The organism is Poseidonocella sp. HB161398, from assembly GCF_005870025.1.
In the GTDB taxonomy this organism is placed as follows: Bacteria; Pseudomonadota; Alphaproteobacteria; order Rhodobacterales; family Rhodobacteraceae; genus Mangrovicoccus.
Window position 1 is genome coordinate 96,540 of sequence record NZ_VATA01000014.1, and the last position, 21,726, is coordinate 118,265.

General features: G+C 70.4%; 18 protein-coding genes. 13 read left to right on the forward strand and 5 right to left on the reverse strand.

Going from position 1 to position 21,726, the window contains the following annotated elements:
- The first annotated feature begins 77 nt into the window (after positions 1 to 77).
- The 6 genes from FGX59_RS13170 to FGX59_RS13195 are packed head-to-tail and all read left to right on the forward strand — an operon-like array spanning position 78 to position 7,903.
- Positions 78 to 2,600, forward strand: coding sequence for a hypothetical protein (locus tag FGX59_RS13170; protein WP_138466999.1), 2,523 nt, complete (start codon positions 78 to 80; stop codon positions 2,598 to 2,600).
- On the forward strand, positions 2,601 to 3,683 hold the full coding sequence (locus FGX59_RS13175) for a glycoside hydrolase family 105 protein (RefSeq protein ID WP_138467001.1): 1,083 nt from the start codon (positions 2,601 to 2,603) through the stop codon (positions 3,681 to 3,683).
- Positions 3,684 to 3,706: 23 nt separating this feature from the next.
- Positions 3,707 to 4,798, forward strand: a complete 1,092-nt coding sequence (locus FGX59_RS13180; RefSeq protein ID WP_138467003.1) for an ABC transporter ATP-binding protein — start codon at positions 3,707 to 3,709, stop codon at positions 4,796 to 4,798.
- A gap of 1 nt (position 4,799) precedes the next feature.
- Complete coding sequence (locus FGX59_RS13185; RefSeq protein WP_240722429.1) at positions 4,800 to 5,834, forward strand: carbohydrate ABC transporter permease; 1,035 nt, start codon at positions 4,800 to 4,802, stop codon at positions 5,832 to 5,834.
- 1 nt (position 5,835) lies between these two features.
- The gene (locus FGX59_RS13190) at positions 5,836 to 6,879 is read left to right on the forward strand and encodes a carbohydrate ABC transporter permease (RefSeq protein ID WP_138467005.1); all 1,044 of its coding nucleotides are present in this window, start codon (positions 5,836 to 5,838) and stop codon (positions 6,877 to 6,879) included.
- Position 6,880: 1 nt separating this feature from the next.
- Positions 6,881 to 7,903, forward strand: coding sequence for a LacI family DNA-binding transcriptional regulator (locus tag FGX59_RS13195; RefSeq protein ID WP_138467007.1), 1,023 nt, complete (start codon positions 6,881 to 6,883; stop codon positions 7,901 to 7,903).
- 4 nt (positions 7,904 to 7,907) lie between these two features.
- On the opposite strand, the gene FGX59_RS13200 is transcribed toward FGX59_RS13195, so the two are convergent.
- A complete protein-coding gene (locus FGX59_RS13200) occupies positions 7,908 to 9,281 on the reverse strand; it encodes a PLP-dependent aminotransferase family protein (RefSeq protein WP_138467009.1) in 1,374 nt (457 codons plus the stop codon).
- 108 nt (positions 9,282 to 9,389) lie between these two features.
- Here FGX59_RS13200 and FGX59_RS13205 point away from each other — a divergent pair, with 108 nt between their 5' ends.
- A complete protein-coding gene (locus tag FGX59_RS13205; RefSeq protein ID WP_138467010.1) occupies positions 9,390 to 10,295 on the forward strand; it encodes a PhzF family phenazine biosynthesis protein in 906 nt (301 codons plus the stop codon).
- Between the two features lie 68 nt (positions 10,296 to 10,363).
- Here FGX59_RS13205 and FGX59_RS13210 read toward each other — a convergent pair whose 3' ends face one another.
- Both FGX59_RS13210 and FGX59_RS13215 read right to left on the reverse strand, forming a co-directional pair.
- Positions 10,364 to 11,389, reverse strand: coding sequence for a Gfo/Idh/MocA family protein (locus tag FGX59_RS13210; protein WP_138467012.1), 1,026 nt, complete (start codon positions 11,387 to 11,389; stop codon positions 10,364 to 10,366).
- On the reverse strand, positions 11,386 to 12,459 hold the full coding sequence (locus FGX59_RS13215; RefSeq protein WP_138467014.1) for a Gfo/Idh/MocA family protein: 1,074 nt from the start codon (positions 12,457 to 12,459) through the stop codon (positions 11,386 to 11,388). Before FGX59_RS13215 ends, FGX59_RS13210 begins: the two co-directional genes overlap by 4 nt.
- Positions 12,460 to 12,677: 218 nt before the next feature.
- On the opposite strand from FGX59_RS13215, the gene FGX59_RS13220 reads away from it, so the two are divergent.
- From FGX59_RS13220 to FGX59_RS13245, 6 genes are all read left to right on the forward strand, one after another.
- The gene (locus FGX59_RS13220; RefSeq protein ID WP_171060634.1) at positions 12,678 to 13,964 is read left to right on the forward strand and encodes an ABC transporter substrate-binding protein; all 1,287 of its coding nucleotides are present in this window, start codon (positions 12,678 to 12,680) and stop codon (positions 13,962 to 13,964) included.
- Positions 13,964 to 14,908, forward strand: a complete 945-nt coding sequence (locus FGX59_RS13225; RefSeq protein ID WP_206078353.1) for a carbohydrate ABC transporter permease — start codon at positions 13,964 to 13,966, stop codon at positions 14,906 to 14,908. The genes FGX59_RS13220 and FGX59_RS13225 overlap by 1 nt, the downstream gene beginning before the upstream one ends.
- Positions 14,908 to 15,729 carry a carbohydrate ABC transporter permease gene (locus tag FGX59_RS13230; protein ID WP_138467018.1) on the forward strand — a complete coding sequence of 274 codons (822 nt, stop codon included), beginning with the start codon at positions 14,908 to 14,910 and terminating at the stop codon, positions 15,727 to 15,729. The genes FGX59_RS13225 and FGX59_RS13230 overlap by 1 nt, the downstream gene beginning before the upstream one ends.
- 25 nt (positions 15,730 to 15,754) lie before the next feature.
- A complete protein-coding gene (locus FGX59_RS13235) occupies positions 15,755 to 16,849 on the forward strand; it encodes an ABC transporter ATP-binding protein (RefSeq protein WP_138467020.1) in 1,095 nt (364 codons plus the stop codon).
- Entirely contained in the window at positions 16,849 to 19,092 is a 2,244-nt protein-coding gene (locus FGX59_RS13240; RefSeq protein WP_171060635.1) for a glycoside hydrolase N-terminal domain-containing protein, read from the forward strand. The genes FGX59_RS13235 and FGX59_RS13240 overlap by 1 nt, the downstream gene beginning before the upstream one ends.
- 118 nt (positions 19,093 to 19,210) lie before the next feature.
- On the forward strand, positions 19,211 to 20,113 hold the full coding sequence (locus FGX59_RS13245; protein WP_138467024.1) for a GntR family transcriptional regulator: 903 nt from the start codon (positions 19,211 to 19,213) through the stop codon (positions 20,111 to 20,113).
- Between the two features lie 14 nt (positions 20,114 to 20,127).
- Here FGX59_RS13245 and FGX59_RS13250 read toward each other — a convergent pair whose 3' ends face one another.
- Both FGX59_RS13250 and FGX59_RS13255 read right to left on the reverse strand, forming a co-directional pair.
- The gene (locus FGX59_RS13250) at positions 20,128 to 20,970 is read right to left on the reverse strand and encodes a fumarylacetoacetate hydrolase family protein (protein WP_138467025.1); all 843 of its coding nucleotides are present in this window, start codon (positions 20,968 to 20,970) and stop codon (positions 20,128 to 20,130) included.
- A gap of 29 nt (positions 20,971 to 20,999) precedes the next feature.
- Entirely contained in the window at positions 21,000 to 21,722 is a 723-nt protein-coding gene (locus FGX59_RS13255) for an SDR family oxidoreductase (RefSeq protein WP_138467027.1), read from the reverse strand.
- Positions 21,723 to 21,726: the final 4 nt, after the last annotated feature.

A 21,726-nucleotide genomic window follows, 5' to 3' on the forward strand; every position in this document is an offset into this window, starting at 1 on the left:
TAACTGCTGTTTCATTGCGGCAGTGCAGCGTAGGGAGGAGACCATCTGTGCAACGTGTAGAGCAAAAAGTTGCGCAATTGCAGCCAGATCCCGTCTGGTGGCCTTTGCGTGCGGGCGAGTCGCTGAACCGCTGGCTGGTGACGGCGCCCGAGTCCGAGATATATCCCGGGGTGGCGCGGCCGCATCCGGACCAGGTGGACTACCGCTTCGTCAATGGCTGGGTGGCGACCGGCGACCTGCCCTGCCGCGAGGCCTTCCGCAAGCTGCTGCCGCGGCTCGACCCGGTTCCGCCCGCGGCCGCGGCCTTCTCCGAGGTCTATCTGGGCGGCGAGAACCCGCGGGTCGACTTCACCACCTTCTGCTTCCGCCCGACCCGCATCGCCCGCTTCGCCCGCGCGCTGGTCCGCGCCGACGAGGCGCAGAGCGCGGGATTCGAGATCGAGACCTGCGGCGCCGTCCATGTCTGGCTCGACGGCCGCAAGGTGGCGGTGCACCAGCCGCTCGACCGCAACATCCCGCACACCGCGCGGATCGACCTGGCCCTGCCCGCGGGCGTCAGCGAGATCACCGTGCGGCTCGAGGATCTGCACGAGCGCGACACCAGCTGCTTCTTCCGGCTGGGCCTGGTCTCGGGCCAGGGGCTCTCGGCGGGGATCCGCGCCGATGTCGATCCCGCGCGGCTGAAGGATGTCGAGAAGACGCTGGCGGCCCTGCGCACCACGCGGCTCTTCCACCAGGAGGGCAAACTGGCTGTGGTCTGCGACCACGGCCCCGCCGAGCCGGTCGAGGTGGTGCTGCATGACGGCCAGTCCGCCGATGGCAGCGCGACGATGAACGTGCTGGCCGACCGGCTGCCGCTGCCGGGCCCGGTGCGCTTCACCGTCACCCGGGCGGGCGAGGTGCACGAGCTGTTCGATGTCGCCGGGATCCCGCCGGGCTGCTACGCGCTGTCCTTCTCGGTCGAGGCCGGGGCGGTGCGGCTGCAATCCGGGCTCGGCACCACGATCATGGGCGATGTCGCGCGGCTCGGCGGCGCGGATCTGGCGGCCCGCAAGGCCGAGGCCCGCACCCGCATCGCCGCGGAACCCGGCACCAGCATCTCCCGCGCGCTGCTCCTTTTGCAGGAAGGCGGCGCCGAGGAGGAGGTCGCGCGCATCTTCCGCCACACCCTGACCGGCATCGACGAGCGGCATGACTGCGCCGATTTCTGGATCCTGCCGCTGATCTGGGCCTGGCGCGACCATGCGGGCAGCGGCCTGCCGCAGCCGCTCTGGGACGAGGTCCGCCGCGCGATCCTGAATTTCCGCTACTGGCTCGACGAGCCGGGCAATGACGTGATGTGGTTCTGGAGCGAGAACCACGCCTTCTGCTTCCATGTCGCGCAGTTCCTGGCGGGCGACACCTTCCCCGGCGAGGTCTTCCCAAATAGCGGCCGCACCGGCGCCGGGCACCGCGAGGCCGCCCGCGCGCGGCTGCACCGCTGGTTCGACTCGGTCGAGGATCACGGCCTCGCCGAGTGGAATTCCTCCTGCTACTACCCGATCGACCTGCTCGGCCTCTTCACGCTGGAGGCCTGCAGCCCCGATGCCGGCCTGAAGGCGCGGGCGAAGGCGCTGATCGACTCGATCTTCGTGATGACCGCGCTGCATTCGCTCGACGGCATGCCCGTCGGCAGCCAGGGCCGGGTCTACGAGAAGGAGCTGTTTGCCGGGCCCGCCACGGAACTTGGCGCCGTCGCCGCCATCGCCTTCGGCGGCATCTGGTGCCCGGGCCATGAGCGCGCCGCCGCGCTCTTCGCGGTCTCGGACTACGCGCCGCCAGCCGCCTGTAGCGCGCTGCACCGGCTCGAGGGCCATGACCGGCTGGAGGCGCGCTATGTGCAGGGGCTGAACCAGAACGCCAAGCTGGCGCTGTGGAAGACCGCCGCCGTGCAGCTATCCGCAGTGACCGGCCACCGCACCGGCGATCCCGGCCACCAGCAGCATGTCGCGGAGATCCAGTTCGCCGCCCATCCGCTGGCGCGCAGCTGGATCAGCCATCCCGGCGAGCTGAAGGTCTGGGGCGGCGGGCGGCCCTCCTACTGGATGGCCAACGGCACCGTGCCGCGGGTCTGCATGGCGGGCAATGCCGCCGCGCTGGTCTACGATCTCGACCGCCACGCCCATCCGGTGCGCTTCACCCATCTCTTCGCCCCGGCCGAGCTGCTGGACGACTGCACCGGCGAGGGCCAGTGGCTCTTCCAGCGCATCGGCGAGGGCTATGCCGCGATCTGGGCCTCCGCGCCGATGGAGCGGCTGGAGACCGGGCTCTACAAGGGCCAGGAATGGCGCTGCCACGGCGCGCAGGCGGGCTGGCTGATGGTCGCGGGATCCGCCGCAACCCATGGCAGCTTCGCCGGTTTCCGCGACGCCGCCCTGGCGCTTGCCCCGGCCTTCGACGCCGCGGCGCTGCGGCTCGACTGGCAGGCGGACGGCGCGCGCCTTTCGGCCAGCTTCTCCGGGGGGCTCCTGCGCGACGGCGCGGCAGAGCCCTTCGCCCCCCTTTCCGTCACCCCGCATGCCGGCTTCGACGGCGCCCCCCTCAAAGCTGTGGAGTTCTGAATGACCTATCACGCCAATCTGGATACCGCCTCTGCCATCGCCGCGCTGTCGCGCGGGTTCCGGCGGCTCAAGGGCATCGGCGACGAGGGCGCCGCCCCCGGTGACGAGATTGATTTCGACGAATGGGACTGGGAGGTCGGCGTCGGGCTCTATGGCGAGTTCCGCCGCGCCGAGGCCGAGGGCGACGAGGCGGCGATGGACCGGCTGGGGCGCTGGTACGACCGCCAGATCGCCCGCGGCCTGCCGCGCCGCCAGGTGAATTCCACCGCGCCGATGCTGGCGCTGTCGCTGCTGGCAGAGCGCCGCCCCAGCCGCGCGGACTGGCGGGAGATCATCCGCGACTGGGCGGACTGGCTGCATACGCAGATGCCGAAGACCGAGGAGGGCGGCTACCAGCACACCGTGAAAGAGCGCGACAATGACGGCCAGCTCTGGGACGACACGCTGGTCATGGCGGTGCTCTTCGTCGCCCAGGCCGGGAAGCTCCTGGAACGCGCCGACTGGATCGAGGACGCGCATTACCAGTATCTCGCGCATATCCGCTTTCTCGGCGACCGCGAAAGCGGGCTCTTCTACCATGGCTGGACCTTCATCGGGCGGCACAGCTATGCCCGCGCGCTCTGGGCCCGCGGCAATGCCTGGGTGACGATCGCCATCCCCGAGCTCTTCCGCATCTGCCCGCCCACGGGCGCGGTCGCGCGCTACCTGCGCGAGGTCTACCTGACCCAGGTCCGCGCGCTGGCGGCGCTGCAGAATGGCGAGGGGCTGTTCCACACGCTGCTCGACGATCCGGCAAGCCCGGTCGAGGCCTCGGGCACGGCGGGGATCGCCTATGGCGTTCTGGCGGGTCGGCGCGAGGGGCTGATCGGGGCCGAGGAGGCCCGCATCGTCGAGCGCGCCCTGCCCGCGATCCTGGCGCGGATCGACGGCGACGGCTTCCTCGGCGATGTCTCGGACGGCACGCCGATGGGCGACACGCTGGAGTTCTACCGGCGGATCCCGAACCTGCCGACACCCTACGGCCAGGCATTGGGGAGCCTGTTTCTCATGGAATGCGAGCGCGCCGCGCAGTCGGCGCGCTGACCGGAACGAGGGAGGAGAGGACAATGGCATCCATCCGGATGGAGGGCCTGACCAAGGCCTATGGCAATCTCGAGGTGATCCACGGCATCGACCTCGATATCGAGGAGGGCGAGTTCGTCGCCCTGGTCGGCCCCTCGGGCTGCGGGAAATCGACCATGCTGCGCATGATCGCCGGGCTCGAAACCATCAGCCGCGGCGAGATCGCCTTCGACGGCGAGGTGGTCAACGCGATGAGCCCTTCGGAGCGGGGCATCTCGATGGTGTTCCAGAGCTACGCGCTCTACCCGCATCTGAGCGTCCGCAAGAACCTGTCCTTCGGGCTGGAGAACCTGCGGATGAAGCGCGCCGAGATCGACGCGCGGGTGGCCGAGGCCGCGCGCATGCTGGAGCTCGACGCCTATCTCGACCGCAAGCCCAAGGCATTGTCCGGCGGCCAGCGCCAGCGCGTCGCCATCGGCCGCGCCATCGTCCGCCATCCCAAGGTGTTCCTCTTCGACGAGCCGCTGTCGAACCTCGACGCCAAGCTGCGCGTCCAGACCCGCGGCGAGATCACCCGGCTGCACCGCCAGCTCGGCACCACGATGATCTACGTCACCCATGACCAGGTCGAAGCGATGACCATGGCCGCCAAGATCGTCGTGCTGAACGGCGGCAAGGTGGAGCAGGTCGGCCGTCCGCTCGACCTTTTCGAGCGGCCCGCGAACCTCTTCGTGGCGGGCTTCATCGGCAGCCCGCGGATGAACCTCTATGACGGCCGCATCACCGGCACCGAGGGCGGCGCGGCCCGCGTCGCCTCGCCCGAGACCGGCGAGCTTCTGGTGCCGCTCGGCGGGGTCGCGGCCGGGCGCGACGTCAAGATCGGCCTGCGCCCCTCGCATTTCGCCGTCGGCGCCGAGGCCGCGGGCTCGCCGCTCCTGCTCGAGGTCGACCAAGTGGAGAGCCTCGGCCACGAGACCTACCTGCACGGCCGGCTGAACGGCGCGGAGACGACCACCATCGTCCATGTCCAGAACCACCTGGATGCCGCGCCCGGCGACCGCGTCCCGGTGCGCCCGCGCGACGGGCATATCCACCTCTTCGACGCCCAGAGCGGGCTGAGCCTGGGGAGGGTGTGAGATGACCGCCTTCGATGACGGCTATCCGCCCCCCGGACGGGCACGGCCGATGAGCGCCGCCGACCGCCGCGACCGCGTGCTGGAGGCCGGGATGCGCCTTCTGGAATGGCCCTTCGCGCAGCTGCAGCGGCTGATCGGGCTGCGCCGCATGCCCTGGGTCTTCGTGCTGCCGAACATGGCGCTCTTCACCATCTTCGTCTTCGTCCCGGTGCTGCTGGCGATCGGCTATGCCTTCACCGGCGGGACCGAGCTCCTGCTGTGGAACCGGCCCTTCGTCGGGCTGGAGAACTTCTCGCGGCTGCTGAGCTGCGGCAGCTATCTCGACCCGGCAAGCTGCGAGCTCGACCTGTTCTGGACCGCTGTGTTCAACACCGCCTGGTACACCGCCTTCAACGCGACCGGCACGCTGGTCGTGGCGCTCGTGACCGCGCTGGTGCTGAACCGGCTGACCCGCGGCAAGGCCTTCTTCCGCGCGATCTTCTTCTACCCGGTGCTGCTGTCGCCGGTCGTGGTCGCGCTGGTCTGGAAATGGTTCCTGGCGCGCAACGGGCTCCTGAACGCGGTCTTCGCCGACCTGATGGGCCAGCGGACGATCTTCCTGCTCGAAGTGCTCTGGTCGCGCTTCTGGGTGGTCTATGTCTCGATCTGGTTCCACATGGGCTTCTACACGCTCATCATCCTGGCCGGGCTGCAGGCGATCCCGCGCGACATCTACGAGGCCGCGCTGATCGACGGCACCTCGCGGTGGCGGCAGTTCTGGCGGCTGACCCTGCCCCTCCTGATGCCGAACCTGCTGGTGGTGCTGGTGCTCCTGCTGATCCGCTCGGTGCAGGTCTTCGACGAGGCCTGGGTGCTGACCGACGGCGGCGGGCCGGGCACCTCGAACACGTTCCTCGTGCAGTTCATCTACGAGACCGCCTTCGCCACCGATGTCCGGCTCTACGGGCTGGCCTCCGCCGCCTCGGTGCTGATGGGGCTGGCGCTTCTCGTCCTCACGCTGGTCCAGCTCTGGCTCGGCAAGAAAGCGGAGAATTGACATGCTCGGTTTCCTGACCCGCACCCGCGGCAAGAGCCGCATGGACGTCACCGACATCCTCGCCTGGGCCTGGCTGATCCTCGGCACGCTGGTGATCGCCATCCCGATCGGCTGGGCCTTCCTGTCCTCCTTCAAGCCCGAGGCGGAGATCAACTCCTTCCCGCCGACGCTGCTGCCGCGCGCGGCCCAGGAGCTGGTGATCGAGGGCTATGACGACCCGCTGCCCGCCTATGCCTGGACCGACGAGCAGGGGCAGACCCGCACCGTCGGGCTGGTGCGCCGGATCGGGCTGAAGGCGACCGTGGTCGACCCCGAAAGCCCCGGCGAACGGCTCAGCGTCGATGCCGGCTCGATCGTCAAGCAGACCGCGATCCGCCCGGCCTGGTCGAACTACACCGAGCCGCTGGAGCGCTTCGCCTTCCTCACCTACCTGAAGAACTCGGTCTTCGTGACCACGGTGGCGACGATCCTGACACTGGTCCTGAACTCGATGGCGGCCTTCGCCCTGTCGAAATACCGCTTCCGCGGCTCGACCACGATCTTCGTGCTGATGCTCTCGACGCTGATGCTGCCCCTGTCGGTCATCATGGTCCCGGCCTTCATGGTCGTGGTGGGGCTGAACCTCGCGGACAATCTCTGGGGGGTGATCTTCTCCACGGTGGCGACGCCGACCGGGGTGTTCCTTCTGCGCCAGTACATGCTGACCATCCCCGACGACCTGATCGAGGCGGCGCGGGTGGATGCGGCGTCGGAGTTCCGCATCTACTGGCGGATCATCCTGCCGCTTTCGGCCCCGGCGCTCGCCGTGCTGGCGATCTTCTCGGTGATCTGGCGCTGGAACGACTTCCTCTGGCCGCTGATCGTGCTCTCGAGCCCCGAGAACTACACGCTGCAGCTCGGCCTCAACGCCTTCCAGGGGCAGTTCACGGTGCAATGGCACTACATCCTGTCGATGACCGTGGTGGCGCTCTTGCCGGTGACCCTTATCTTCCTCTTCCTGCAGAGGTACATCACCGAAGGGGTGGCCAGTTCCGGAGTGAAATGACGTGAGCCTGAAGAACATCGCCCAGGCGGCCGGGGTCTCGGTCAGCACGGTCAGCCGGGCGCTGCAGGGCAGCTCCCGGATCTCGGAGGAGAAGCGCCGCGAGATCCTCGAGATCGCCCGCGCCCAGGGCTATATCGACACCCGCGTGCGCAAGGCGACCCAGGCGGGGCTGCATTCCATCGTCCTGGCCATGCCCGAGGCGATGCTGCAGGCCTCCGAGACCAACTTCACCTCCTGGCGTATCCTGGAAAAGCTGCGCTCGGAATGCGCGCGGCGGGGGATCCGGGTCGACCCGGTGATCTCGCCGGGCGACCGGCTCGACCCCGAGCGGGTGATGCAGGGGATCGCGGCCTCCGATGCCGAGGCGATCGTCGTGCATTTCGACGAGAACCCGGCGCTGATCGCCCGGCTCGCCGCCGAGCCGCGCCCGGCGGTGCTGCTCTTCGGGCTCGATCCCAGCTCGCGGATCAGCTCGGTCGGCATCGGCAACACCTATTCGACGGTGCTCGGGACCCAGCATCTGCTGGATCTCGGCCATCGCGACATCCTGCTCCTGTCCTGGCCCGGGCGCTTCACCATCCGCCGCCGCGAGGCGGGCTTCCGCGAGGCGCTGCGCGAGCAGGGGCTGGACCTGGACGAAACGCGGATCCTGCGGCTCTCGGGCTTCGCGCCGGATATCGTCGACCGCGAATTCGGCGCCTGGATCGCCGCGCAGGGGCCGCGCCTGCCGGTGACGGCAGTGCTGTGCCTGTCCGACAACATCGCCATCCGCGCGATGCACTGCCTGCAGGCGGCGGGGCATTCGGTGCCCGGCGACGTCTCGGTCATGGGCTTCGACGACAGCTTCGCCGGGCAGATGTCGAGCCCGCCGCTGACCTCGATCCGCCCGCCGCTCGACGACATCGCGGTGACCGCGCTCGAAGAGCTGGAACTGGCGCTGCGCCGCCCCGGCAGCCATCTGGCGCGGCGGATCGAGCTCGGCTGCCAGATCAGCCTGCGCGAGAGCTGCGCGCCGCCGCGCTAGGGGCTCAGGCCGGGACCTGCGTCCGCTGGCCGCCGCCCGCGCGCAGCTCCTGCCAGAGCCGGGCGATCCCCGGCAGCGCGATTTCCAGCTCGGCGCGGCTGCTGGCGCCGAGGCAGATCCGCAGCCCGCCCTGGCCCGCGCCGGGATCGGCATCGGTCGCCTCGGGCTGCGTCAGCTCCAGCCCCAGGCTGCGCGCCGCCAGCGCGATCTGCCGCGCCTCGGCCTTCGGCATCGGCAGCCAGACATGGTAGCCCAGCCGCCCGCGCGGCTGCATCGCCGCCGCCAGATGCGCCCGCGCCATCTCCGTGCGCGCCGCCGCCTCCGCCTGCACCGCGCCGCTGACCGCCTCGGCCGTGCCGTCCATCATCCACTGTTCCAGCACCGCGCAGGAGAGCGGCGAGACCATCGCCCCGCTGGCCGCCAGCGCCGACTGCACCGCCGCCATCCGCCCCTCGGGCGCCACCAGCGCGCCGAGCCGCAGCGTCGGGGTCAGGGTCTTCGACATCGAATTGGCGTAGTAGCTGCAATCGGGCGCCAGCATCGACAGCGGCGGCAGCGCCGGGTCGGCCTCCAGCGTATAGACATCATCCTCGATCAGCCAGGCCCCGGCGGCGCGGATCACGGCGACGATCTCCTCGCGCCGCTGCCGCCCCATGGTCGCGGTGGTCGGGTTCTGCATCGTCGGCGTGACATAGACCGCCACCGGCGGCACCGCCCCGGCCAGCGCGCGGGCCAGCGCCCCGGGCAGCATCCCCTCGGCATCCGTGGCCACGCCGGCCAGGGCCAGGCCGCGATGGCGCGCCAGCTCGATCACCCCGGGATAGCTCTGCGCCTCGGTCAGGAGCGTCCCCCGCCCCCCGGTCGCCGCCGTCACCGCGACCGAGATCGCATGCAGCGCGCCGCTGGTCAGCACCAGCCCGTCCGGATCGGCCGCCATCCCCAGCCGGCCCAGCCAGGCCGCCATCAGCCGCCGGTGCTCGTCATGGCCGCCGGGCGGCGGATAGCCGGAGAAGAGCCCGGCATCGATCCGCTTCGACAGGCTGCCCAGCGTGCGCGCCAGCGACCGCTCGCTCAGCACCGCGGGCGGCACGTTATGCGACAGGTCGATCAGCGGGCCGCGCCGGGTCTGGACCAGCGACACGAAGGTCCCCCGCCCCTTCACCGTGCGGATCAGCCCGCGCCGCTCGAGGATGCCATAGGCCTTGGTCACGGTGCCCAGCCCGATCTCCAGCCGCCAGGCCAGGTCGCGCTGCGCCGGCAGCCGGTCCCCGGCCTCGAGCCGCCCGTCGAGGATTTCCCCGGCCAGCGCCGCGACCAGCTGCTCGGAGGCGGGGCCGCTGCCCGACAGCCGCGGTTCCCAGGGAGAGTTCAGACGCATGGGGCCATCCTGAAATAGTGTACCGTGACACTATAGTGATTTACGGAAAATGTCACAAGTCCTAAGGTGGAGCCCGAAAGGACCCCCCCGCCTCAGAGGAATTTTCCCATGGATCTCGATTTCATCCAGGTCGATGCCTTCGCCCGCCAGCCGCTTTTCGGCAATCCCGCCGCCGTCGTCTTCGACGCCGACGACCTGCCGGTCGCCACCATGCAGAGGATCGCGCGCGAGATGAACCTGTCGGAGACCGTCTTCGTGCAGGCGCCGACCCTGCCGGGCGCGGATTACCGGGTGCGGATCTTCACCCCCGCCTGCGAGCTGCGCTTTGCCGGGCACCCGACGCTGGCCACGGCCCATGCGATGCGCGCCCGCCATCCCGAGCTTGCGGCGAAGCCGGTGCTGCGCCAGGAATGCGGCATCGGGCTGGTGCCGGTCGAGGCCGAGGCGCGGCCCGAGGGGCTGCGGCTGACCATGACCCAGGCGCGGCCAGTCCATGCCTCCGCGGGGCTGCGCCGCGACGACCTGGCGGCGATGCTGGGCTGCGCGCCCGGCGATATCGGCCAGACCCCCGCCGAGGTGGTCTCCACCGGATCGCCCTGGCTGATCGTGCCGCTGGCGCGCCTTGCCGCGATTTCCGCACTCGCCCCGGACCTGGACCGGATCGCCCGGATCAGCCGCGAGCTGGCCGTCTCGGGGATCACCGTCTTCGCCGAGCGCGGCGCCGAGGGGCCGGTGCGCTTCCGCCTGCGCAGCTTCGCGCCGCATCACGGCGTGGCCGAGGATCCGGTCTGCGGCTCGGGCAATGGCGCGGTGGCGGCCTATGTGGCGCGACACCTGGAGCCGGGCAGCCCCTCGGGCGGCTACATCGCCGAACAGGGGATCGAGCTCGGCCGCGACGGCGAGATCCACGCCTCCTGGCAGCGCGTCGCCGGGCAGCTGCAGATCCGCATCGGCGGCGCGGCGGCGACCGCAGCCAGCGGCCAGCTGCATATCGCCACCGACCTGGCCGCCTGAGCGCGGCCGGGCCGCCTGAGCGCGGCCGGCCGGGCGCACCCCGGAGGGCCTCCCGCGTCAGCGGCCTCCTAGACCTCCCAGCAAGTGCCGCGCTCGGCCAGCGCCTGCGCCTCGAGCGCCAGCTCGGTCGCGGTGAAGGCATGCGCCTGCGTCATCGCCGTCTCGGTCCGGTCGCGGATATCGGCGGCCAGACGAGCGAAATAGGGCGTGCCCGCGCCGCTGCAGTCGATCCGCTCGCAGCGGTCCCGCGTCACGAGGAACAGGTTGTCCTTCTGCGTCCCGTGGCCGAGATCGACATATTTGCGCAGCTCGATATAGCCCTCGGTGCCCAGGAGCGTCAGCCGCCCGTCGCCCCAGACCGGCAGTGCGTCGGGCGTGTACCAGTCGACCCGCGCATAGCCCGTTGCCCGGTCGCTGCGCAGCGCCAGCTCGCCGAAATCCTGCAATCCGGGATGGGCGGGATTGGCGCGGTTCGCCACGGTGGCCATCGTGACTTCGGCGCTCTGCGACCCGGTATAGTGCAGGAACTGGTCGACCTGGTGCGCGGCGATATCGGCAAGGATGCCGCCATAGCGGGCGCGCTCGAAGAACCAGGGCGCGCGGGAGGGCGCGTTCAGCCGGTGCGGCCCCAGCCCGACCGTGTTCACCACCTCGCCGATCGCGCCCGCCGCCACGAGCTCGCTGGCCTTCGTCGCCGAGGCGACCTGGAAGCGTTCGGAGAAGTTCACCGACCAGATCCGTCCTTCGCGCGCCACGCAGGCGCGCAGCGCCTCGAGATCGGCCAGCGAGGTGCAGCCGGGCTTGTCGGCCATCACGTCCTTGCCCGCCTCCATCGCCGCGATCGCATGCCCGGCGCGGTCGGCGGGGACCGAGGCGATCAGCACCAGCCCGATCGACGGATCCTCCAGAAGCTGCGCCCGGTCGGCGGCGCGCGGCACATCGGGGAACCGCTCGGCAAAGCGCGGCAGAACGGGCCCGTCCCCCTCGCTCCACCAGCCGGCGAATTCCGCGCCCGCCGCCTGCATCCCCGCAGCCATGTTGAGGATATGGCCATGGTCGATGCCGATGGCGGCGAATTTCAGGGGAGGCGTCATCGCTCCGTGTCTCCTTGGGTCCAGATGCGGCCGTGATGCGAGGACCAGGCGATGGCGTCGATCAGCCGGTGCACCTCCAGTGCCGCCTGCCCGGTGGCCGCCGGGTCGCGGCCCTCGCGGATGGCGCCGGCGAAATCCTCGATCACCGCCTGGTGCAGCTCGGCGCCGAAGGCCATCGGATCGGCGCCGCCGCCCGAGCCCGCCTCGGCCCCCGCCTCCTCGCTGCGGCCGTCGCGCCAGTCGATGCGCAGCCGCCCGGCCTCGAGCGCGAGGCTGGCCTTCTCGAAATGCAGGCGGATGGTCTCGGCCCCGCCCGGAAAGCTCGCCGTGCTGGCCATCACCGTGCCGACTGCGCCGGAGGCGAAGCGCAGCCCGGCGGTGGCGATATCCTCCGCCTCCATCCGGTGGAGCCGCGTGGTCGCGGTCATCGCCTGGACCTGCACCGCCGGGCCGGTCAGGCTGAGCGCCAGGTCGAGCGCGTGGATCGCCTGGGTGATCAGCACGCCGCCGCCGTCGCGGGCATAGGTGCCGCGGCCCGGCGCGTCGTAGTAGTCCTCCTGCCCGCGCCACCAGGGCACGCGGATCTCGGCCAGTCCCAGCGCGCCGAGCTGCCCGCTGGCGACAAGCTCTGCCGCCGCGCGCGAAGCCGCCCGCATCCGGTGCTGGAAGACGATGCCCAGCTGCACGCCCGCCGCGTCGCAGAGCGCGACGACCGCCCCGGCCTCGGCCGCATTGCGCCCGACGGGCTTTTCCAGAAGCACGTGCTTGCCCGCCTCCGCCAGCGGCCGGATCAGCCCGGCGCGGACATCCGGCGGGGTGGCGACGATGGCGAAATCGATCTCCGGATCGGCGGCGGCCTCTTCGACGCTGTGATAGAGGCGGAAGCCCTCCTGCCGGTCGAGCCCGGTCTCCGCCGCCAGCTGCCGCGCACGCTCCGGCCCGCGGCCGAGCAGCCCGGCCAGCCGCACCTTGTCCCGCGCGCCTTGGCAGGCCGCGACATGCGTGCCCGCCACCATCCCCGCGCCGATCAGCACCGCGTTGAGCGGCCTTGCACCGCCTGGCTCTGTCATTGCAGCATCCCCCTGTCCCGCATTCCGCCCGACTTTCCCGGCGGGCGCACGGGAATGCAAGCGCCGCAGAGCCGCGCCCGGCGCCGGAATCTCCGGCAAAGGCGCGCCGCCGTGGGGTCCGTTTGTATAGAAAAAATAAAAAACATTTGGTTTCGGTTTTTAATCGATATATACACATCCACATCCGGCCTCATATCCGGATGTCAGGAGGAGAAATCATGTTCAGCCATTTCGACGGCCGGCCGGCGCGTGCCCTGTGCAGCGCCGCGGCCCTGTCCCTCATTTCCGGCGCGGCCCTGGCGGAGACGCCCGGCGGCACGGTCACGCTGATGAACTGGCTCGGCGGGCAGGAGGCCGAGCTGTTCGACGACCTGATCGCGGGGTTCGAGGCGGCCCATCCCGGCATCGAGATCGAGACGGTCGAGGTCACCACCTCGGGCGACCAGCGCGGCGGCATCCGCGCGGCGCTGATGGGCGGGCAGCAGCCGGACCTGATCGTCAATACCTGGCCCTCCTTCCGCGACGAGCTGGCCAGGGCCGGAATCCTGCGCGATCTCTCCGGCAGCTACGCGGCGCATGGCTGGGACGGGCTGGTCTCGGAGAGCTGGAAGGCGGCGAGCTCTTCCGGCGGCACGGTCTACGGCCTGCCCTATACCTACGGCTTCCGAAGCGGCATCTGGTACGCGCCCGCGCGGCTCGAGGCGGCCGGGATCGCCGGTTTCCCCGCGGACTGGGAAAGCTTCCTGGCCTCCTTCCCCGCGATCGAGGCGGCGGGCTATCCGCAGCCGCTGGCGCTGCCCGCGAAGATCTGGGCCCATGCCGAACCCTTCGAGTCCCTGCTCCTGCGCACCGGCGGCGGCGAAACCGTCTCGAAGCTCGCCGCGCACGAGATCCCCTGGACGGCCGGACCGGTGGCGGCGGCGCTGTCGAAATACGGCGAGATGCTGCGCGCAGGCTGCTGCGGCGCGGCCTCGACCTCGCTGGCCACCGAATGGAACGACGCGATCGACGCGGTCACGGTCAATGACCGCTCCGCCTATGTGCAGGAAGGCATGTGGACCAATGCCATCGCCTCGAACCAGTACGACCTGATCCCGGGCAAGGACTATGCGCTGGCGCCCTTCCCGGCGCTCGACGCGGGCCATGACAGCGCGGCGATGGTCGATGCCAAGGAGATCCTCGCCACCTCGGTCGGCCCGAACCCCGAGGCCGCCGATCTATTCCTCGACTACCTGGTGCAGGCGCCCGGCGCCAACATGATCGCGCAGGCGGGCTTCACCGTGCCGAGCAGCGCGGTCGACACCTCGCTCTATTCCCCGCTGCTGGCGGGGGCCGCGGAGATGGTCAGCGGCCATGAGGTGCAGTTCGTGCTCGGCGACATGCTGCCCGGCGGGCTCGCGGACGAGTACCGCGTGTCGCTGCAGCGCTTCATCTCCGACCCGTCGGAGGAGAATGTCATGCCGGTGCTCGAGGCGATCGAGGCGGCGGCGGGGCGGGCCTACTGATGTCCTGTGCCAACAGTTCCGGCGGGCTCGGCGCGATGGCGCGGACCGCCGCAGCGGAACCGGCCCGGCGGCGGCCGCTTCCGGACTGGGGCGCCGCGATGGTGCTGCTGGCGCCGATGGCGCTGTTCTTCGGGGTCTCGGTGCTCTACCCGCTGGCCGACACGGTGCGGCTGAGCTTCCACGAGCTGCGCGGCCTCGGCGGGGCGAGCTGGGTCGGCCTCGGCAACTACGCCGCGCTGGCGCAGGACCCGGTCTTTCTCGCCACGCTCTGGCGGACGCTGGCCTTCACCCTCTCGGTCACGGCGATCTCGGTCGGGATCGGCTGGACGGTCGGGCTGCTCTGCGCCTTCGCCCCGCGCCAGACCGCGCCCTTCCGGCTGATGATCTTCGCCACCTTCGGCATTTCCGAGGCGGTCTCTGGCTTCATCTGGATCGGCATCTTCCGGCCCGACAGCTCGGGGCTGCTGAACGGCCTGCTCGGCCTGGCCGGGCTCGGCGAGCTGGCGCAGCCCTGGCTCGGCAGCCCCGGCACGGCGATGGCCGCGCTGATCGCCGCCGCCTCCTGGAGCGCGGTGGGCCTGCCTCTGCTGCTGACCTTCGCGGCGGTGCAGACGATCCCGAAATCGGTGCTCGAAGCCGCCTATATCGACGGCGCGAAGCCCCTGGCCACGATGTGGCACATCATGATGCCGCTCTCCCTGCCGGGCGTCCGGGTGGCGGTCTTCATCAACCTCGTCACCGCCTTGCGCGCCTTCGACATCATCTTCGTGCTGACCGGCGGCGGGCCTGCGCGCTCGACCGAGACGGTGGGCTTCTTCATGTACCGCGTGTCGATGACCGAGTTCAATCTCGGCTACGGCGCCGCGACCACCGTCGTGCTGCTGCTGGCGGTGATGGCCGTCTCGCTGCCGGCCGTGATCCAGAGAACGAAGGGAGCGCGCTGATGCCCGTGACACCGCCGAAATGGATCATCGCGCTGGTCGGCGCCATCGGGCTGCTGTGGATCGTGCCGCTGATCGGCGTGGCGCTGACCTCGCTGCAGACGCCCGAGGCGATCGCGCGCGGCTGGTGGAATCTCGGCAATGCCGATTTCACCCTCGACGCCTGGACCCGGGTCTGGACCGAGTACCCGATCGCCGCCAGCCTCTGGAGCTCGGTCAAGCTGACCGCCATCGCCACGGTGCTGACCATGCTGACCGCGCCGGCCGCGGCCTATGCCTTCCACTACCTGCGCTTCCCGCTGCGCCGCGGGACGCTGATCCTGGTGATCAACGCCTTCGTGCTGCCCCAGCAGGTGGTCATCATCCCGCTGTTCCAGCTCTGGCGCGACATGGGGCTGATCGGCAATGTCGCCGCGGTCATCGTCCCCTATGTCGGGCTCAGCTACGCCTGGGCGGTCTTCCTGGTGAAATCCTTCCTCGAGGACTTCCCCAAGGAGCTGATCGAGGCGGCGCGGATCGACGGCTGCGGCCCGGTCGGGACCTTCTTCCGGATCGTGCTGCCGAACCTGGTCTCGCCGATCTCGGCCTGCGCGATCCTGCAGTTCCTGTGGTGCTGGAACTCGCTGCTGCTGCCGATGCTGTTCCTGCGCGAGGACGTGCCGCTGACGGTGATGCTGGCGCGGATCGCCGGGCAGTACGACCCCAATGTCAACATGCAGTCGGCGGCCGCGATCGTCACCGCCTTCGTGCCGCTCTGCGTCTTCATCCTCTTCCAGAAGCAGTTCGCCGCCGGGAACCAGGTCTCGGGAGGCGGCAAGGAATGACGTCCAACACGGGAGGACCCTGCCAATGGCCCGCGTAACCCTTCGCAACATCTCCAAGTCCTACGGCCAGCTCGAGGTGATCCGCGACCTGTCGCTGGATATCGAGGATGGCAGCTTCACCGTCTTCGTCGGCCCCTCGGGCTGCGGGAAGTCGACGCTCCTTCGGATGATCGCCGGACTGGAGCCGATCACCGGCGGCGACCTGATGATCGGCGGCACGCGCGCCAACGATCTCGACCCGGTCGCCCGCGGCATCGCCATGGTGTTCCAGAACTACGCGCTCTACCCGCACATGACGGTGGAGAAGAACATCGCCTTCTCGCTGAAGATGGCGGGCTATGGCCGGGCGGAGATCGCGCGGCGGGTGGCGGAGGCGGCCGAGGTGCTGCAGATCGGCCATCTGCTCGGCCGGCGTCCGGCGAACCTCTCGGGCGGGCAGCGCCAGCGGGTCGCCATCGGCCGCGCCATCGTGCGCGACCCGGCGGTCTTCCTCTTCGACGAGCCCTTGTCCAATCTGGATGCCGAGCTGCGGGTCAGCATGCGCAGCGAGATCGCGCAGCTGCACCAGCGGCTGACCAACACGATGATCTACGTCACCCATGACCAGACCGAGGCGATGACCATGGCCGACCGGATCGTGGTGCTGCGCGAGGGACGGATCGAGCAGACCGGCACGCCGCAGGAGCTCTACGAGGATCCCGCCAACGCCTTCGTCGCGGGCTTCATCGGCAGCCCGCGGATGAACTTCCTGCCCGCGCGCGCCTCGGGCAGCGCGCTTGAACTGCCGGGCGGCGCGCGGCTCGGCTGCGCGGGCGACGGCCTGCCGCGCGAGCTCAGCCTCGGCATCCGTCCCGAGGCGGCGCGGCCCGGCCGCGAGGGCGGCGGGCTCCGCCTCGAGATGGAGGTCGCGCTGGTCGAATATCTCGGCGGCACGCGCTACCTGCACGGCCATCTCGCCGACGGCACCGCCATGCTGATCGAGGCGCGCAGCGCCGCGGGCATCCGCCCCGGCGACCGCCTGCCCTTCACCTGCCCGCTGGAGGCGCTGCGCGCCTTCGCCCCCGACGGCGCGCGGCTGCGCAGCCTCTCCCTCCTTCCCGCAGAACCGGAGACCGCATGATGTCCCTGAAACTCTGGTACGACCGCGACGGCTTCGACTGGACCGACGCGCTGCCCCTGGGCAATGGCCGGCTCGGCGCAATGGTCTTCGGCGGCCCGCGCAAGGAGCAGATCCAGCTCAACGAGGATACCCACTGGACCGGCCGCCCCTACAGCGCCGCCAATCGCGGCGCGGCGGCGCATCTGCCCGAGCTGCGCCGGATGCTCTTCGAGGGCCGCTGGGCCGAGGCCGAGCGCTTTGCCGATGCGCATATGATGGCGCGGCCGCGCTTCCAGTGCAGCTACCAGCCCTCGGGCTCGGTCTATATCGAGGGCCGCCACCAGCCCGATCCCGGCAGCTACCGCCGCGAGCTCGACCTGGAGACGGCGATCGCCACGGTGGACTATGTCCATCACGGCATCCGCTACCGCCGCGAGGCGCTGTCCTCGCCGGTCGACAACGTGATTGCGGTGCGGATGTGGACCGAGGGCGGCGAGGGCTTCGACAGCGACATCTTCTATGCCGCCGAGCTGCCCGGCCTGCCCGGAATCGACGGCGCCGCCGGCGAGATACTCTGGCAGGGGCGCAACCGCGGCGAATACGGCGTGCCGGGCGGGCTGTCCCTGGCGGCGCGGATCAAGGTCGAGGCCGAGGGCGGCCGGGTCGAGGCGCATGATTTCGGCCTGCGCCTCAGCGACGTGCGCGCCTTCACGCTCTGGATCGACTACGGCACCAGCTTCCGGCGCCATGACGATACCGGCGGCGACCCGCTGGCGGAAACGCGCGACCGGATCGGCCGCGCCGCGGCGAAGGGCTGGGACCGGGTTCGGGCCGACCATGTCGACGGGCACCGCCGCCTCTTCGGCCGGCTTTCGGCCGAGTTCGGCGCGGCGCGCGACGACCTGCCGACCGACCAGCGCATCGCCCGGCCCGACAAGACCGACGATCCGGGGCTGGCGGCGCTCTATCTGCAATTCGGCCGCTACCTGATGGTCAGCGCCTCGCGGCCGGGCAGCCAGCCGGCCAACCTGCAGGGGATCTGGAACAAGGAGATCCAGCCGCCCTGGGGCTCGAAATACACGATCAACATCAATACCGAGATGAACTACTGGCTGGCCGACCCGGCCAACCTTGCCGAATGCGCCGAGCCGCTGATCCGCATGGTCGAGGACCTGGCCGAGACCGGACAGGAAATGGCGCGCGAGCATTACGGCGCGGCGGGCTGGGTGGCGCATCACAATACCGATCTCTGGCGCGCCTGCGGGCCGATCGACGGCGCCGATCCGGGGCTCTGGCCGATGGGCGGCATCTGGCTGACGAACCAGCTCTGGGACCACTGCCTCTACCAGGGCTGCCCGGAGGCGCTGGTGGCGCGGCTGCGCCCGGTGATCGAGGGGGCGGTGCGCTTCGCCCTCGACTTCCTCGCCGAGCATCCGCAGAGCGGCCTTCTGGTGACGGTGCCGACGAATTCGCCCGAGAACATCCATCCCGGCGGCGGCAACCTCTCGGCGGGCTGCGCGATGGACGACCAGCTGCTGCGCGACCTCTTCGACGCGCTCGAGGGCGCGGGCGGCGATGCGGCGCTCTGCGCGCGGGCGCGGACGGCGCGGGCGCGGCTGGCGCCCGACCGGATCGGCGCGCAGGGCCAGCTGCAGGAATGGCACGAGGACTGGGATGCCGGGGTGCGCGAACCCGACCACCGCCATGTCTCGCATCTCTATGCCTGCTATCCCTCGCTGCAGATCTCGCCGCGCGAGACGCCGGAGCTGGCGCAGGCGGTGGCCACCTCGCTGGCAATGCGCGGCGATGACGCGACCGGCTGGGGGATCGGCTGGCGCATCTGCCTCTGGGCGCGGCTGGCCGAGGGCGAGCGCGCCTGGGAAGTGCTGAACAAGCAGCTCCTGCCCGACCGCACCTACCGCAACCTCTTCGACGCGCATCCGCCCTTCCAGATCGACGGCAATTTCGGCGGCGCGGCGGGCATCCTGGAGATGCTGGTCTCTTCCCGGCCGGGCTGCGCGGTGCTGCTGCCGGCTCTGCCGCGGGCCATGGCCGCGCGGGGCAGCGTGAGCGGCCTGCGGCTGCGCGGCGGCATCGAGATGGACCTGTCCTGGGCGGAGGGGCGGGTCCTGCGCGCAGCCTTCCGCGCCGGGCGGGACTGCGCGCTCGACGTCATCATCGACGGCGCCACCCGGCACCTGCAGCTCCCGGCAGGCACCGAGGTGGCGGTCGAGGGCGCCGGCCAGGGGCTGGTGACGGCCTGACGGCGCCTCCCGGGCGCGGCCGCTCCCGTTTCATGGCCGCGTCCGGACCCTGCTCTGGACCTTTCGCTGTTCGTAACGATAAAGTACAGAAACACCGCCGAGAGATAGCAGACCCAAGATGGCACGATCCGACATCCGCTTCCGCGAGACCTTCAACCAGCTGCTCGAGATCTGCGAGTTGGTCGGGACCGGCGGCGATCTGCCCTCGGAAGTGTCGCTGGCCGAGACCACCGGGGCGAGCCGGACGGTCGTGCGCTCGGCGCTGCAGCGGATGAGCGAGGCCGGCATCATCGCCTGGGACGGGCGGCGCAAGTCGGTGCTGCGCCCGCCCGCGGAGGCGGACTGGTTCGAGATCGAGCGGCCGCGGCTCGACACGGCCGAGCTGGAGCAGCGCTTCTTCGACTGGGTGCTGCGCTTCGACGTGACCGCGGGCACGACGCTCAACGTGGCAATGCTGGCGCGGCTCTTCGACGTGCCCAACCACGTGATCCACGAATTCCTCGCCGGGCTCAGCCGCCTCGCCCTGGTGGAGCGGCGCCGCCAGGGCGGCTGGCTGCTTCTGGGCTTCACCGCCGAATTCGCGCTGGAGCTGACCGAGTACCGCACGGCGCTGGAGACCTACGCGCTGCGCCGCTTCACCGAGCTGGAACCGGGCCATCCGGCCTGGGCGCGGCTGAAGGAGATCCGCGCCCAGCATCTGGACCTGGCCGCGCGGATCGAGACGGATTTCCAGGATTTCTCCAAGCTCGACGAGCGCTTCCACGCGCTGATCAACTCGGCGGTCAAGAACCGCTTCGCCGCCGAGAGCCAGAAGGTCATCTCGCTAATCTTCCACTACCACTACATGTGGGACAAAACCGATGCGCGGTCGCGCAATGCCGATGCGATCCGCGAGCACCTGGAGGTGATCGACGCGCTGGAGGCGCGCGACATGCGCCGCGCGGAGGCTGCGCTGCTCGACCATCTGGCGACCTCGCGCAAGACGCTCTTGTCCTCGCTGCGCAGCCACCAGCTGGCCTGAGCCGCCCCGGGGCGTCAGTCGGCGACGACCTCCTGGCGCTGCGAGCCGAGCCCGTCGATGCCCAGCTCGACCACATCGCCTGCCTTCAGGAAGCGCTGCGGCGACATCCCCATGCCGACGCCCGGAGGCGTGCCGGTGGAGATCACGTCGCCGGGATGCAGCGTCATGAACTGGCTGAGATAGTGCACCAGGAAGCGCACGCCGTAGACCATGGTCGCGCTGGAGCCGTCCTGCATCTTCTCGCCATTGACGGTCAGCCACATCGCCAGCGCCTGCGGGTCGGGGATCTCGTCAGCGGTCACCATCCAGGGACCGAGCTGGCCGAAGTTGTCGCAGCTCTTGCCCTTGGTCCACTGGCCCGCGCGCTCGGCCTGGAAGCTGCGCTCGGAGACGTCATTGGCCACCGCGTAGCCCGCGACATGGGCCATCGCCTCCGCCTCGGAGACGTATTTGGCGGGCTTGCCGATGATCACGGCCAGCTCGACCTCCCAGTCGGTCTTCTGCGAACCGCGGGGGATCACGATCGGATCGGCCGGGCCGCAGATCGCGCTGGTCGCCTTCATGAAGATCACCGGCTCGGGCGGCACGGCCATGCCGCTTTCGGCCGCGTGATCGGCATAGTTCAGCCCGATGCAGATGAACTTCCCCGTTCCGGCGACCGGCGGGCCGAGGCGCGGCGCGCCCGCGACCTTGGGCAGCGCATCGGCATCGGCGGCGGCGATCCGCGCCAGCCCCTCGGGATGGAGCACCTCTCCGGCCAGATCCGGGACCAGGGCGGACAGATCGCGGATGGTGCCGTCCGCATGCATCAGCCCGGGCTTCTCGGCTCCCGGCGCACCGTAGCGCAGCAATTTCATGTCGTGCCTTCTTCTGTTCCTGGTTGGTCTCAGAGGGACCAGCCGCCATCTATGCAGACGGACTGGCCGGTCGCATAGCGGGCCGCCGCCAGATAGACGGCAAGATCGGCGATTTCGCCGGGCTCGGCGATGCGGCCCATCGGCTGGCGGGCGACGAATTCCGCCCGCGCCGCGTCGTAGTCGCCGGTCGCGGAGAGCCGCTCGTCGAGCGAGGGCGACTGCACCGTGCCCGGGCAGATCGCGTTGCAGCGGATGTTCTGCCCGACATAGTCCGCCGCCACCGACTTGGTCAGCCCCAGCACCGCCGCCTTGGTCAGCGAATAGGCGAAGCGGTTCGGCACGCCCTTCACCGAGGAGGCGACCGAGGACATGTTGAGGATGCAGCCGCCGCCCTGCGCCAGCATCCGCGGCAGGGTCGCGCGGATCATCCGCGCCATCGCCTTGACGTTGAGGTCGAAGGCGAAGTCCAGATCCGCCTCGCTCGCCTCCAGCACGGTGCCCGAATGGACGACGCCCGCGCAGTTGAAGAGGACATCGACCCTCCCCGCCTTCGCGCAGAACGCCTCCACCGCGGCACTGTCGAGCACGTCGAGCCGCGCGGTCTCGCAGCCCTCGAGCCCGGCGAGCGCCTCCTCGCGGATATCCGTCGCAATCACCCGCGCCCCCGCCCTGGCAAAGGCCTGCGCCGTCGCCCGGCCGATCCCCTGCCCGGCGGCGGTGACCAGCACCGCCTGCCGCGTCAAATCCGTCATCGGC

Bases quoted from the DNA above. Each gene is read 5' to 3' on its own strand.
- FGX59_RS13175 (WP_138467001.1), top strand. From the start codon at position 2,601: ATGACCTATCACGCCAATCTGGATACCGCCTCTGCCATCGCCGCGCTG.
- FGX59_RS13180 (WP_138467003.1), top strand. From the start codon at position 3,707: ATGGCATCCATCCGGATGGAGGGCCTGACCAAGGCCTATGGCAATCTC.
- FGX59_RS13185 (WP_240722429.1), top strand. From the start codon at position 4,800: ATGACCGCCTTCGATGACGGCTATCCGCCCCCCGGACGGGCACGGCCG.
- FGX59_RS13190 (WP_138467005.1), top strand. From the start codon at position 5,836: ATGCTCGGTTTCCTGACCCGCACCCGCGGCAAGAGCCGCATGGACGTC.
- FGX59_RS13200 (WP_138467009.1), bottom strand. From the start codon at position 9,281: ATGCGTCTGAACTCTCCCTGGGAACCGCGGCTGTCGGGCAGCGGCCCC.
- FGX59_RS13205 (WP_138467010.1), top strand. From the start codon at position 9,390: ATGGATCTCGATTTCATCCAGGTCGATGCCTTCGCCCGCCAGCCGCTT.
- FGX59_RS13210 (WP_138467012.1), bottom strand. From the start codon at position 11,389: ATGACGCCTCCCCTGAAATTCGCCGCCATCGGCATCGACCATGGCCAT.
- FGX59_RS13215 (WP_138467014.1), bottom strand. From the start codon at position 12,459: ATGACAGAGCCAGGCGGTGCAAGGCCGCTCAACGCGGTGCTGATCGGC.
- FGX59_RS13220 (WP_171060634.1), top strand. From the start codon at position 12,678: ATGTTCAGCCATTTCGACGGCCGGCCGGCGCGTGCCCTGTGCAGCGCC.
- FGX59_RS13225 (WP_206078353.1), top strand. From the start codon at position 13,964: ATGTCCTGTGCCAACAGTTCCGGCGGGCTCGGCGCGATGGCGCGGACC.
- FGX59_RS13230 (WP_138467018.1), top strand. From the start codon at position 14,908: ATGCCCGTGACACCGCCGAAATGGATCATCGCGCTGGTCGGCGCCATC.
- FGX59_RS13235 (WP_138467020.1), top strand. From the start codon at position 15,755: ATGGCCCGCGTAACCCTTCGCAACATCTCCAAGTCCTACGGCCAGCTC.
- FGX59_RS13240 (WP_171060635.1), top strand. From the start codon at position 16,849: ATGTCCCTGAAACTCTGGTACGACCGCGACGGCTTCGACTGGACCGAC.
- FGX59_RS13245 (WP_138467024.1), top strand. From the start codon at position 19,211: ATGGCACGATCCGACATCCGCTTCCGCGAGACCTTCAACCAGCTGCTC.
- FGX59_RS13250 (WP_138467025.1), bottom strand. From the start codon at position 20,970: ATGAAATTGCTGCGCTACGGTGCGCCGGGAGCCGAGAAGCCCGGGCTG.
- FGX59_RS13255 (WP_138467027.1), bottom strand. From the start codon at position 21,722: ATGACGGATTTGACGCGGCAGGCGGTGCTGGTCACCGCCGCCGGGCAG.